This window comes from Vibrio sp. CUB2 (genome assembly GCF_001557945.1).
Lineage (GTDB): Bacteria > Pseudomonadota > Gammaproteobacteria > Enterobacterales > Vibrionaceae > Vibrio > Vibrio owensii.
Genome location: NZ_LNRB01000035.1, coordinates 1 through 12,171, shown reverse-complemented (window position 1 = coordinate 12,171; position 12,171 = coordinate 1). Strand labels below are relative to the sequence as shown.

The 12,171-nt window shown below is 45.3% G+C and carries 8 protein-coding genes, 14 tRNA genes and 2 rRNA genes; 16 read left to right on the top strand and 8 right to left on the bottom strand.

Annotation, left to right across the window (positions count from 1 at the left end; all coding sequences use genetic code 11):
- Positions 1 to 237 precede the first annotated feature (237 nt).
- The 3 genes from glsB to trmB form a co-directional block, all read right to left on the bottom strand.
- Complete coding sequence (glsB, locus tag ATB78_RS27115) at positions 238 to 1,158, bottom strand: glutaminase B (protein ID WP_005425799.1); 921 nt, start codon at positions 1,156 to 1,158, stop codon at positions 238 to 240.
- A gap of 102 nt (positions 1,159 to 1,260) precedes the next feature.
- Positions 1,261 to 2,289 carry a DNA methylase gene (locus ATB78_RS27110; RefSeq protein ID WP_061011080.1) on the bottom strand — a complete coding sequence of 343 codons (1,029 nt, stop codon included), beginning with the start codon at positions 2,287 to 2,289 and terminating at the stop codon, positions 1,261 to 1,263.
- Between the two features lie 11 nt (positions 2,290 to 2,300).
- Positions 2,301 to 3,020, bottom strand: a complete 720-nt coding sequence (gene trmB, locus ATB78_RS27105) for a tRNA (guanosine(46)-N7)-methyltransferase TrmB (protein WP_005449665.1) — start codon at positions 3,018 to 3,020, stop codon at positions 2,301 to 2,303.
- Between the two features lie 203 nt (positions 3,021 to 3,223).
- Here trmB and mutY point away from each other — a divergent pair, with 203 nt between their 5' ends.
- The 16 genes from mutY to ATB78_RS27025 all read left to right on the top strand — a co-directional run bounded on the left by mutY (position 3,224) and on the right by ATB78_RS27025 (position 9,335).
- Positions 3,224 to 4,300 carry an A/G-specific adenine glycosylase gene (gene mutY / locus ATB78_RS27100; protein ID WP_061011079.1) on the top strand — a complete coding sequence of 359 codons (1,077 nt, stop codon included), beginning with the start codon at positions 3,224 to 3,226 and terminating at the stop codon, positions 4,298 to 4,300.
- Between the two features lie 19 nt (positions 4,301 to 4,319).
- Complete coding sequence (locus ATB78_RS27095) at positions 4,320 to 4,592, top strand: oxidative damage protection protein (protein WP_005436530.1); 273 nt, start codon at positions 4,320 to 4,322, stop codon at positions 4,590 to 4,592.
- Between the two features lie 86 nt (positions 4,593 to 4,678).
- Positions 4,679 to 5,809, top strand: coding sequence for a membrane-bound lytic murein transglycosylase MltC (mltC, locus tag ATB78_RS27090; RefSeq protein ID WP_009705536.1), 1,131 nt, complete (start codon positions 4,679 to 4,681; stop codon positions 5,807 to 5,809).
- 109 nt (positions 5,810 to 5,918) lie between these two features.
- A tRNA-Phe gene (locus ATB78_RS27085) sits at positions 5,919 to 5,994 on the top strand.
- 51 nt (positions 5,995 to 6,045) lie between these two features.
- Positions 6,046 to 6,121: transfer RNA gene (locus tag ATB78_RS27080), tRNA-Thr, on the top strand.
- Between the two features lie 10 nt (positions 6,122 to 6,131).
- A tRNA-Phe gene (locus tag ATB78_RS27075) sits at positions 6,132 to 6,207 on the top strand.
- A 42-nt stretch (positions 6,208 to 6,249) separates the two neighbouring features.
- Positions 6,250 to 6,325 (top strand) — tRNA-Asn (locus tag ATB78_RS27070).
- A 70-nt stretch (positions 6,326 to 6,395) separates the two neighbouring features.
- Positions 6,396 to 6,471: transfer RNA gene (locus ATB78_RS27065), tRNA-Thr, on the top strand.
- Positions 6,472 to 6,481: 10 nt separating this feature from the next.
- Positions 6,482 to 6,557, top strand: a tRNA-Phe gene (locus ATB78_RS27060).
- A gap of 42 nt (positions 6,558 to 6,599) precedes the next feature.
- Positions 6,600 to 6,675: transfer RNA gene (locus ATB78_RS27055), tRNA-Asn, on the top strand.
- A gap of 294 nt (positions 6,676 to 6,969) precedes the next feature.
- Positions 6,970 to 8,595: a methyl-accepting chemotaxis protein gene (locus tag ATB78_RS27050; protein ID WP_039841982.1), complete on the top strand. Its 1,626-nt coding sequence runs from the start codon at positions 6,970 to 6,972 to the stop codon at positions 8,593 to 8,595.
- A 233-nt stretch (positions 8,596 to 8,828) separates the two neighbouring features.
- Positions 8,829 to 8,904: transfer RNA gene (locus ATB78_RS27045), tRNA-Phe, on the top strand.
- A gap of 51 nt (positions 8,905 to 8,955) precedes the next feature.
- Positions 8,956 to 9,031: transfer RNA gene (locus ATB78_RS27040), tRNA-Thr, on the top strand.
- 21 nt (positions 9,032 to 9,052) lie between these two features.
- Positions 9,053 to 9,128: transfer RNA gene (locus ATB78_RS27035), tRNA-Asn, on the top strand.
- 40 nt (positions 9,129 to 9,168) lie between these two features.
- A tRNA-Thr gene (locus ATB78_RS27030) sits at positions 9,169 to 9,244 on the top strand.
- Positions 9,245 to 9,259: 15 nt separating this feature from the next.
- Positions 9,260 to 9,335: transfer RNA gene (locus ATB78_RS27025), tRNA-Asn, on the top strand.
- A 156-nt stretch (positions 9,336 to 9,491) separates the two neighbouring features.
- Here the strand turns inward: ATB78_RS27025 and ATB78_RS27020 are convergent.
- The 5 genes from ATB78_RS27020 to rrf (ATB78_RS27000) all read right to left on the bottom strand — a co-directional run bounded on the left by ATB78_RS27020 (position 9,492) and on the right by rrf (ATB78_RS27000) (position 12,162).
- Positions 9,492 to 10,928, bottom strand: coding sequence for an NAD-dependent succinate-semialdehyde dehydrogenase (locus ATB78_RS27020; RefSeq protein WP_081096657.1), 1,437 nt, complete (start codon positions 10,926 to 10,928; stop codon positions 9,492 to 9,494).
- Between the two features lie 658 nt (positions 10,929 to 11,586).
- Positions 11,587 to 11,663: transfer RNA gene (locus ATB78_RS27015), tRNA-Asp, on the bottom strand.
- 31 nt (positions 11,664 to 11,694) lie between these two features.
- A 5S ribosomal RNA gene (rrf, locus tag ATB78_RS27010) occupies positions 11,695 to 11,811 on the bottom strand.
- Positions 11,812 to 11,868: 57 nt separating this feature from the next.
- Positions 11,869 to 11,944, bottom strand: a tRNA-Thr gene (locus ATB78_RS27005).
- A 101-nt stretch (positions 11,945 to 12,045) separates the two neighbouring features.
- Positions 12,046 to 12,162 (bottom strand): 5S ribosomal RNA (gene rrf / locus ATB78_RS27000).
- Positions 12,163 to 12,171 lie beyond the last annotated feature (9 nt).

The window sequence follows — 12,171 nt, the reverse complement described above, 5'->3', positions numbered from 1 at the left end:
ATTCGAGATTCGAGATTCGAGATTCGAGATTCGAGATTCGAGATTCGAGATTCGAGATTCGAGATTCGAGATTCGAGATTCGAGATTCGAGATTCGAGATTCGAGATTCGAGATTCGAGATTCGAGAAAAATGATGGAAGGGTTGGCTTTAGGGTCAACTCTTTTTATTGTAAAAACCTTTCTCGAAGCGAAGCGCTCTATAGGATGAAGTCCGTGCTCGCATCTCGCATCTTTCTTCTAAAAAATCGAACGACCAATACGCTCAGCAAGTAGCTCCAGTGCTTTGGTACCAGCGAGTGAGTTACCAGATGCATCAAGCTCTGGAGACCAAACAGCAATCGTCATTTCACCCGGTACGACAGCGATGATGCCACCACCAACACCTGACTTACCCGGCATACCAACACGGTAAGCAAATTCACCAGCACCATCATACAAACCACATGTTGCTAGCAATGCATTCAACTGCTTGGTTTGCGTTGGTGATACGACAGGCTTACCCGTTTGTACCGACGTGCCTTTATTAGCTAAGTAGCTAAAGGTCTTCGCCAGATCGACACAGCTCATCTTCAACGCACAAGCATGGAAGTAGTTTTGCAGAACTGGGATAACCTCGTTCTCGAAGTTACCAAATGAACGCATCAAGTATGCAATCGCAGCGTTGCGGTCGCCATGCATCATTTCAGAAGCTGCAACCACTTTGTCGTACACGATATGAGTGTCACCAGATAGCTGACGAGCAAATTCCAATAGACGCTGACGAGGCGCAGAGAGACGGCTTTGCAGCAAATCAGCAACCACAATAGCACCGGCGTTAATGAACGGGTTACGTGGAATGCCCTGCTCCATCTCTAACTGGATCATCGAGTTAAACGCCTGACCAGAAGGCTCTTTACCTACACGACACCAGATCTCTTCTTGCTTGTACAAGCACATTGCCAGAGTCAGACTCAACGCTTTTGAGATCGACTGAATCGAAAACGACTCTTCTGCATCGCCCGCTTTAATCACTTCACCTTCATTGGTGTATACCGCAATACCCAGTTTGGTATTGGGTACTTTTGCCAATGCGGGAATGTAGTCGGCGACTTTGCCTTGACCAATTAAAGGGCGAACTTCCGCTAGAATGTCTGTCAAAATTTGCGCTGTAGGTTTCATCTTCTACCTTCTTGTCACAAGAACCCAAATAGCTGAGTTCAGAGGTAAAAAAAGCCAACGCGGACGTTGACTTTTCCATGGAATTTATTCGACTCAAGTCGATTATGGTTTTATTGCCACAATGATGTTGCGGTTGATGGATTGATCAACACGGTGAAGATAACCGATGTAAGGCTCTTCTGAAAGTACCTTCCACCCTTGCTCTTCAAATAATGCCGCCACGTCTTTCCACTTCAAGGTGAATTCGTTGAAAGACAACACCACAGAACCTTGTTTCTTCAACACCACTTTCCATGCAGGCAGAGCCTCTTTTAGAAGCTCCAGTGGGCTGCGGTTCAGTTTGCTGTCATTGGCATTTTTGCTACCGTGCTGCACGCCGTAAGGCAAGTCAGACACCATCACATCTACCGAGTTCTTCTTCACAACTTGGTCTGCGATACGCGTATCTGCTGAGTACAGCTTCATCGTTTGAAGATTACCTTTGTTGTAATCGTCTTTGTCTGCTGCTGCCTCAACCACGAAGCCATCTGCCACTTTTTTACCACCAGAAGTGCGCTTTTCTTTGCTCACTTTGTGCTTAAAGCGACCGTTCTTCATGAACTTAACGATGAAGGTTTGGATCTCTTGAACCCATTTCTGGTTGATCTCAACACCCACAACATTCAAGCCGTGGATCAAACCTTCAAACAGTGTTGTACCTTTACCACACATAGGATCCATCAGCGTCAATTGCGCACTGCCCGTGCTGGCAGCACTGACGCCTAGGTTCACCATCAAACGCGTAAACTGCTCGTTTGTTTTACCTGTGTAACGCAGGATCTGACTCATGCTCTCAGGGAAAGTATTGAATGCAGGCGCCTGAATTGGACGTAATAAACCATCTTCACGCACTTCAAATAGCGCGTAGTAGATAGATGACGCAGCAATCTTGCCAGCCTGTGCTTCACTTAGTTCAGTTTCGCAAGAGAACACAAGTGCAGCAGGCAGACCCACGTCTTTGTTGCCAATTTCAGTTACTTCAACACCTTCCGACGCCAAAATCGCTTTTAGCTCAGAACATGCAATCGTCATTGCGCTATCAAAGTAAATACGGTTATGACCCGGATTCGCTAATATCGCGTAGTGGTACATCTACTGGCTCCTTAAGCAGTACGCTTGAATTTGATATCCCACACACCGTGACCTAGACGGTGACCGCGAGCTTCAAATTTAGTCAGTGGACGCTCTTCTGGACGAGGAATGAAGTCGCCTTCTTCAGCGATGTTTTCGAAACCAGGTGCTTGGTTCATGATTTCAATCATGTGCTCAGCGTAGTTTTCCCAGTCTGTCGCCATGTGGAAGATACCTTCATTCAGGATAAGCTTCTGACGAACCATTTCAGCGAACTCAAGCTGTACGATACGACGCTTGTGGTGACGCTTTTTGTGCCAAGGGTCTGGGAAGAACAGTTGTAGCGTTGCTAGGCTGCCATTTGGGATCATGTGTTCGAATACTTCTACCGCATCGTGACACATTACACGTAGGTTCGTGATACCGGCTTCGCGAGCATCTGCAAGACAAGCACCAACGCCTGGACTATGCACTTCGATACCGATGAAGTTTTTCTCTGGCGCGTTCTTTGCCATTTCAACCAATGAAGCACCCATACCAAAACCGATCTCAAGCACTACTGGGTTATCGTTGCCAAACACTTCTTTCCAATCAAGAAGTTCAGCTTTGTAGTCGATACCCATTGTTGGCCAGCACTCGTTCATCGCATTCTCTTGGCCCTTAGTTAGACGACCTTCGCGACGCACGAAACTGCGGATTTTACGGATCATTTTACCGTCTTCGTTGTATTCGTTAGTGGTTACTTCACTCATTGATTTTGCCTGCACATTGATTAATCAAAGCGGGGATTATCCAAAGAATTCACTTAGGTGCAAGTATTTGTTGAGCTATCGGACTATGGCAACCCAAAAGCAAACAAACCAGACACAATATCCCCACAGTTTATCTGTTGTACTTACACCACAATCTGTGGTGCAATTTTGCTCCTAACCAATAATAGAATACAGAGCAAGTCGTGACACCTTTCGCCAGTGCCATCTTAGAATGGTATGACGCATATGGAAGAAAAGATCTTCCGTGGCAACAAAACAAGACCGCTTATAGTGTCTGGTTGTCTGAAATCATGCTTCAGCAAACTCAGGTCACTACGGTTATCCCTTATTACCAACGCTTTTTGGAGCGCTTCCCGACCGTGGTCGATCTTGCCAATGCTGAGCAAGATGAAGTGCTGCACCTTTGGACCGGCTTAGGTTATTACGCACGTGCTCGTAACCTTCATAAAGCCGCAAAAGAGGTCGCCCATAAGTACAATGGTGAGTTTCCTCTAGACCTAGAGCTGATGAATGCCCTACCGGGGATTGGTCGCTCCACCGCCGCTGCGGTTCTTTCGTCTGTCTATAAACAGCCACATGCGATATTAGACGGCAACGTAAAGCGCACACTTTCACGCTGTTTTGCCGTGGATGGATGGCCTGGACAAAAGAAAGTCGAAAACCAATTGTGGGAAATCGCAGAAACGCACACGCCACAAACAGACGTCGACAAGTACAATCAAGCCATGATGGATATGGGTGCCATGATGTGTACCCGCAGCAAGCCTAAATGCACATTGTGTCCAGTAAACGATCTTTGTGTGGCAAAGAAACAAGGTAATGTGCTTGATTATCCGGGTAAGAAGCCGAAAAAAGACAAACCGGTTAAGCAAACACGTTTCGTTATGCTGCATCACAAAAATGGTGATAGTCACGAAGTATGGCTAGAACAAAGACCGCAGACAGGTATTTGGGGCGGGCTATTTTGCTTCCCACAAACTGAGCATATTGATGTAGAGAGCGATATTGAATTGCTGCTGGAACAACGCGGTATTCAAGCCAACGATATTAGACATCAAGAAACTCTGATTACGTTTCGTCATACATTCAGCCATTACCATCTCGATATCACACCGATTTTGATTGACCTGTCAAAGCAACCCAATGTGGTGATGGAAGGTAACAAAGGTCTTTGGTATAACTTATCTAAACCTGAAGAAGTCGGTTTAGCTGCACCAGTAAAACTGCTACTGGAAGCGCTACCCCACGAACTTCGTTAATTAATTGCAAGGAGTCATTATGAGCCGCACTGTTTTTTGTGCTCGACTAAAGAAAGAAGGCGAAGGTCTAGACTTTCAACTTTACCCAGGTGAACTAGGTAAACGCATTTTCGATAACATCTCGAAAGAAGCTTGGGCTCAATGGCAACAGAAACAAACCATGTTGATCAACGAGAAGAAGCTCAACATGATGGATCCAGAGCATCGTAAACAGCTTGAAACAGAAATGGTGAACTTCCTGTTCGAAGGCAAAGAGGTTCACATTGAGGGCTACACGCCACCAAGCGAATAAAGCAAACTTGTTTTAAAACAATGACATCACAACCAAACTTGTGGTGTCATTTTTATATTAGAGACCACAAAGCCATCTCAATAGTTATGAAAAAAATCGCCTTTATCGCTACTGCCCTTTTAATGGCAGGTTGTAGCCGTGAGTTCGTAGAAAAGATTTATGACGTCGATTACGAGCCGACCAACCGTTTTGCCAACAATCTAGCAGAACTGCCAGGACAGTTTGAAAAAGACACCGATGCCTTAGATTCACTGATCAGTAGCTTCTCTGGCAATATCAAAAAGCGATGGGGTCAACGCGAAGTTAAAGTCGCGGGTAAAAGCAATTACGTCAAATATATCGATAACTATTTGAGCCGTGCCGAAGTCGATTTCCAAAAAGGTGTGATTACTATCGAGACGGTTTCTCCAACCGAACCACAAAAACACCTCAAGAACGCTATCATCACAACCCTTTTGACACCGGACGATCCAGCCAGTGTCGACTTGTTCTCCTCTAAAGAGATCAAACTGGAAGGCCAACCCTTTCTTTATAATCAGGTCGTTGATCAAGACAAAAAGCCCATTCAATGGTCATGGCGCGCGAATCGCTTTGCCGATTACTTGATTGCTAACCAAGTCAAAACCAAGGATGTCGATTTCAAGAAAGCCTACTACGTTGAAATCCCAATGGTAGAAGATCACTTCTCACAACGTAGTTACCAATACGCAGACATCGTGCGCCGCGCCTCGAAGAAATACGATATTCCTGAAGATCTGATTTACGCCATCATCAAAACCGAAAGTAGCTTTAACCCGTATGCAGTAAGCTGGGCAAATGCGTATGGATTGATGCAGGTTGTACCAAAAACTGCGGGGCGTGATGTGTTTAAGCTAGTGAAGAATCGTTCAGGGCAACCAAGCCCTGAGTATTTGTTTAATCCAGAAAACAACATTGATACCGGAACGGCTTACTTCTACATCCTTAAAAACCGTTATTTGAAAGATGTACAACACCCAACCTCGTTGGAGTACAGCATGATTTCTGCTTACAACGGCGGAACTGGTGGTGTTTTGAACACTTTCCACCGCACAGATCGCAAACGTGCGATGCAAGATTTGAATTCTTTACAGCCAAACCAAGTTTATTGGGCTCTAACCAAGAAACATCCGAATGCAGAAGCACGCCGTTACCTAGAAAAAGTTACAAATTTCAAAAAGGAATTTAACGCAGGGTAAACTTTTTACCGACAGTTGAATAAAAAGCGTTCGAACAACCACTTTTTTGAAATTATTTAAAAAAAGTGGTTGACGGAAAGCGGGAAAATCCGTTTAATAGCGCTCCGTTGCCCGGATAGCTCAGTCGGTAGAGCAGAGGATTGAAAATCCTCGTGTCGGTGGTTCGATTCCGCCTCCGGGCACCACGATTTAAAATTGTTGGTGCTTAGCACGAACAGTTAAAAAGAAAACGGTACGCCGACTTAGCTCAGTAGGTAGAGCAACTGACTTGTAATCAGTAGGTCACCAGTTCGATTCCGGTAGTCGGCACCATTCTTCTTTTGCCTCGATAGCTCAGTCGGTAGAGCAGAGGATTGAAAATCCTCGTGTCGGTGGTTCGATTCCGCCTCGAGGCACCATATTTGGTGCGCTTGCTTAAAGTAAGACACAAACAGAATAGTTCCTCCTTAGCTCAGTTGGTAGAGCGACGGACTGTTAATCCGCAGGTCACTGGTTCAAGTCCAGTAGGAGGAGCCAACTTCTAGAGTTTCATGTAAATGAGATTCTAAAAAATGAAGAGTTTACTCTTCAAAAAAGAAAACGGTACGCCGACTTAGCTCAGTAGGTAGAGCAACTGACTTGTAATCAGTAGGTCACCAGTTCGATTCCGGTAGTCGGCACCATTCTTCTTTTGCCTCGATAGCTCAGTCGGTAGAGCAGAGGATTGAAAATCCTCGTGTCGGTGGTTCGATTCCGCCTCGAGGCACCATATTTGGTGCACTTGCTTAAAGCAAGACACAAACAGAATAGTTCCTCCTTAGCTCAGTTGGTAGAGCGACGGACTGTTAATCCGCAGGTCACTGGTTCAAGTCCAGTAGGAGGAGCCAAATTAGAAAGCCAAGTCTTCGGACTTGGCTTTTTTCTTATCTGCAATACCAAAACTCTCTCCCCTACTTTCTAATTCCATCGAATCTTCTCCTTCGACTCCACCGAAAAACATCCCTATTAACTCTTGGTTGATTTGATAAAAAACACTTATTTCACGCTAAAAATTTAATCCAACTCATAGTTTCAACACGACCGCATAGGCGCTTGTATACAAGTTCAATATGATGAATTTATTATTACGCCCCTTATAAGCTATGCCTTGCATAGTATGAAATACGTCTCGTGAGCTAACTATGAAATTAAAAACTCAAGCCTATTTATTATCTGCAATCATATTGGTTGCCCTACTTGCTCTTACAGCAACAGGTCTATGGACATTGCGTGTAGCAAGTAACCTTGATAACAAAGCTCGAGTTACCGAGCTATTTAAGAGTGCCTACAGCATTCTGACTGAAGTTGAACAAATGGCAGTGGAAGGCAAAATGCCCGAAGCTGAAGCCAAAGCTCTGGCTACCCGCCTACTTCGTAACAACATCTACAAAGACAACGAATACGTTTATGTTGCCGATGAGAACATGATGTTCGTTGCGGCCCCACTTGACCCTCAACTACATGGAACAAGTTTCCACGATTTCCGCGATGGTGATGGCAACAGTGTCGGTCAGTTAATTTTAGATGTGCTGGGTCGTAAAACAGGTCAGATCGTTGAATACACTTGGACACAAAAACTGCCTGACGGCACCATCGAAGAAAAGCACTCTATCGCAGAGAAAACACCGCATTGGAACTGGGTAGTTGGTACTGGTATCGGCTTTAATGAAGTCAATGCACGCTTCTGGTCAACAGCACAATGGCAGCTAGCGCTGTGTCTGGCGATTGCTGGCGCGATTCTAGGCGGCTTAATCATCTCTATCCGTAAGATGCTTAACCTACTTGGCGGTGAACCAAATGACGTTAGACAAGCCGTTCAGGCCGTCGCTCAGGGTAATATCCAAACCAGCTTTGAATACACAGCCCCTAAAGACAGCATCTATGGCGCCGTACAAGAGATGAGTCAATCTCTGGCTAAGATGGTAACTAATCTGGATGAATCAATGCATGCATTACGTTCAGAGCTATCAGCCGTAGAATCTCGCTCTAATTCAATCGCTGATCTAACCATGTCTCAGCAGCAGTCAACGGCGATGATCGCAACAGCGATGACAGAAATGGCTTCTTCAGCTAACCATGTTGCAAGTTCGGCAAGTGACACTGCACACAACACTGATGAAGCAGACAAGCAGAGCCAACACACGCAATCATTGATCCACAGTACGGTCGATAATATTCAAGGCTTAGCAACTCAGCTAAACACAGCAAGTAAAGCGGTTGCGGATCTTGACCAAGATGTAAACAGCATCGTGAAAGTTCTCGACGTAATCGGCGATATTGCGGAGCAAACTAACCTATTGGCTTTGAATGCCGCCATCGAAGCAGCACGTGCAGGTGAACAAGGCCGAGGCTTTGCGGTAGTAGCAGATGAGGTGCGCAACCTAGCAGGACGCACGCAAGACAGCACAAAAGAGATTCAACAGATGATCTCTAACCTTCAAGAAGGTTCGCGCAATGCTATCCATACAATGGAGATCTGTGCCGAAACCAGTGAAAGCACGGTAACTGAGTCTATGAACGCCTCTGAAGCGCTACAACAGATAGTGACAGCACTAGAGTCAATCACAGCGATGAGCCAACAGATCGCAACTGCCGCTGCAGAGCAAACTCAAGTAAGTGATGACATCGCACACCGCATCAACCTAATTGAAGAAAGCGGAAGCCAGCTAAATACGGTGGTAACAGAAAGCCAATCGAGCACACAAACATTGGCATCTTTAGCGGATGAACTCGAAGGTTGGGTGAACAAGTTCTCAGTAAAGCACTAGTTTAAAGTCAATTGTTCAATAAAAAGCACGTTTTCAGACGTGCTTTTTTGTTTTTATCGCCTTTATTTTGCGACAGAGCGCCCTACTTTTCTTAAAACAGCGCTTAAAGCATGGTGCATTGCTGCTCAAAATGCATAAAAACAGCCCACTCCGAGCACAAATTCATCAAACGATATTTTATTTTAATTTTATTGTTGACCTGAAAGCCGAAAAGCCTTTTAATACACCTCGTCGCCCGGATAGCTCAGTCGGTAGAGCAGAGGATTGAAAATCCTCGTGTCGGTGGTTCGATTCCGCCTCCGGGCACCACAATTTAAAATTGTTGGTGTCTAACACGAACAATAGAAAGAATAACGGTACGCCGACTTAGCTCAGTAGGTAGAGCAACTGACTTGTAATCAGTAGGTCACCAGTTCGATTCCGGTAGTCGGCACCATTTATTCTTAAACAAGATAATTCCTCCTTAGCTCAGTTGGTAGAGCGACGGACTGTTAATCCGCAGGTCACTGGTTCAAGTCCAGTAGGAGGAGCCATCTTTCAGTTAGTAAGTCGATTACTTATTAACGAAAATGTGCCGACTTAGCTCAGTAGGTAGAGCAACTGACTTGTAATCAGTAGGTCACCAGTTCGATTCCGGTAGTCGGCACCACTTATTAAAATTTGTTCCTCCTTAGCTCAGTTGGTAGAGCGACGGACTGTTAATCCGCAGGTCACTGGTTCAAGTCCAGTAGGAGGAGCCATATTAGAAGAAGCCGCATCACTTGATGCGGCTTTTTTGCATCTGAAAAAACTCACCGCTCCCCTCTTCATCCAACTTTATCTCAATAAACAAAAAGCCAGGTGATGTACCTAGCTTTCTCTTTTTGTATCGTATCAATGAGTGTCTAAGCGGAAGGCTAGCTCAAACCTCCAAGGCAGATGTACTTCGTCTCTAGATACTCATCCATGCCTTGCTTAGCCCCTTCACGACCAATGCCTGATTCTTTGATCCCACCAAACGGTGCCACTTCCGTAGAGATAATTCCTTCATTTACCCCCACCATGCCATATTCCAAACCTTCACTAAATTTGATGATGCGCTTCAAGCTGTCAGTATAGAAGTAACAAGCTAAACCATATTCTGTGTCGTTCGCCATCGAGAGCACTTGTTCATCGGCATCAAAACTAATAACTGGCAGAACTGGGCCAAACAGCTCTTGTTGCACGATCGCCATACTCTGTTCCACATTATCTAAGATAACAGGCTCCATAAAGCGCCCAGAGCGTTTTTGAGGCAGGTTAAGTATAGTTGCCCCTTCTTGTACTGCCTGATCGATCACTGCCTCTAGACGATGCTTAGAAGCCATTGTAATCACAGGACCAAGAGTTGTATTTTCATCAAGGCCATTACCGACCGTTAGGCCCGCTGCTTTATCCAGAAGCTTAGCTAAGAATGCCTCTTTTACGCTCTGATGCACATACAAGCGGTTGGTACACACACAAGTTTGTCCGGCATTACGGAACTTAGAGGCAATTAAGCCATTCGCTGCTGCATCTAAATCTGCATCGTCAAAAACAATAAAAGGTGCGTTACCACCCAATTCCATAGAAGCGGCTTTAACCGTATCACTTGCCTGCTTCATCAAGATCTTGCCGACACGTGTCGAACCAGTGAAAGAGATCTTCTTAATACGCGGATCGGTACTTAATACCAAACCAAATTCTGCTGCTTGTTCAGAAACAACGGTAGACAATAGAGCTTTAGGGATGCCAGCCTGATGAGCAAGCTCCACCACAGCCAGAGCAGTTAAAGGCGTTAATTCAGAAGGTTTAATGATCATCCCACATCCTGCAGCCAGAGCAGGAGCCGCTTTTCGAGTGATCATTGCAATAGGGAAATTCCATGGTGTAATCGCAGCACACACACCAACAGGCTGTTTGATGGTAGAGAGGCGTCTATCTACCGCCGGTGCAGGAATTACCTCACCATAAGCACGTTTAGCCTCTTCTGCGAACCATTCAACAAAAGATGCGCCGTATGCGACTTCTCCACGGCTTTCAGTAAGAGGTTTACCTTGTTCTAAGGTAATGATGTTCGCAATATCTTCCGTATGCTCTACAAGCAATTGGAACCACTTTTTTAGGGAAGCGGAGCGTGCTTTAGCACTGAGTTTTGCCCACTCGACTTGAGCCGATTTACACGCTTCTATTTGCGCATCTAACTCATCCAAAGAGCTAGGCTTTAAGCGAATCAGTTCTTGCTCAGTCGCAGGATTAATAACGGCAATCCCATCTTGAGAAGACAAGTTTTCGAATAAAACTCTTAGCGTTTCACTTTCTATCTGCTGCATCATTAGGTTGTACTCCCATAAGAACCTTTACTAGGTTAATCCTTCTGGCAAATAAGAGTAAAGCAAACAAAGTTTTCTTCAGCGTAAATATGAGAAGTGATTACCCTGTAGGGTTAATCGGTGATACAGAGAAGAGAACACCAACAGAGATAGCGATTATTGAAAAAGGCAGCCATTTGGTAGGTCATAAGTTCGGTGTTATTGAATGCCCCTATTCTTTGATAAACAAAGTATTAGAGGGCATCTCGAACGTAACCAAATGTTCAATAAGGGTGGATAGACTAGGGGTATATATCTGAATAAATAGTTGGGCTTGTAGGCTACAGACAAAACCTTGCGAGCCTTACTTTCCTATAAACGAAAATCATATTCCCTAAAACGGTAAAAGCTAACACGAAGGCTGAATTTCTAGATAAGTGTTGGAGCAGCTGTGCTTGCGCTCAAACGGACTCGCACACAAGCGGGACTCGTTGGTCGCAGACCAAAATAACATCGCACATACGAAAAGACCCCAGCATGTCTGCTGAGGTCTGGAATAAGTGGCTAGTCGGCGGGGACGCCTAGTTCGGGGTTGCGGGCAACCGGGACTCATTCCCTGAAAGGGAAATTATTATGCTCAAAAACGACAAAACCCAGTCCGAAGACTGGGTTTTTAAATAAGTGGCGGAGCGGACGGGACTCGAACCCGCGACCCCCGGCGTGACAGGCCGGTATTCTAACCAACTGAACTACCGCTCCGCACTGGTTAGACTCTGGAGTCTAAATAAGAACCTGGCGATGTCCTACTCTCACATGGGGAAGCCCCACACTACCATCGGCGCTACTTCGTTTCACTTCTGAGTTCGGGATGGAAATCAGGTGGGTCCAAAGCGCTATGGTCGCCAAGCAAAATTCTTTACGTTTTGTTTTAAGCTTTAACTTAAAGCGTAAAACAAACAGTAAATGGTGCTGATACCCAGAATCGAACTGGGGACCTCATCCTTACCAAGGATGCGCTCTACCGACTGAGCCATATCAGCACATTATCTGTGTCCGTGAGGACTAAAAAAGCCCGCTTTTTCAAACGGGCTCTCTTAACTTTTGTCTTCACCTTCTAAAAAAGGCAAAAACTAAATTTAAAGCCTGGCGATGTCCTACTCTCACATGGGGAAGCCCCACACTACCATCGGCGCTAATTCGTTTCACTTCTGAGTTCGGAATGGAAGTCAGGTGGGTCCAAATCGCTATGGTCGCCAAGCAAATTCTT

Coding starts and splice junctions, on each gene's coding strand:
- ATB78_RS27020 (WP_081096657.1), bottom strand. CDS start 10,928: ATGATGCAGCAGATAGAAAGTGAAACGCTAAGAGTTTTATTCGAAAAC.
- ATB78_RS27050 (WP_039841982.1), top strand. CDS start 6,970: ATGAAATTAAAAACTCAAGCCTATTTATTATCTGCAATCATATTGGTT.
- glsB (WP_005425799.1), bottom strand. CDS start 1,158: ATGAAACCTACAGCGCAAATTTTGACAGACATTCTAGCGGAAGTTCGC.
- trmB (WP_005449665.1), bottom strand. CDS start 3,020: ATGAGTGAAGTAACCACTAACGAATACAACGAAGACGGTAAAATGATC.
- mltC (WP_009705536.1), top strand. CDS start 4,679: ATGAAAAAAATCGCCTTTATCGCTACTGCCCTTTTAATGGCAGGTTGT.
- ATB78_RS27095 (WP_005436530.1), top strand. CDS start 4,320: ATGAGCCGCACTGTTTTTTGTGCTCGACTAAAGAAAGAAGGCGAAGGT.
- ATB78_RS27110 (WP_061011080.1), bottom strand. CDS start 2,289: ATGTACCACTACGCGATATTAGCGAATCCGGGTCATAACCGTATTTAC.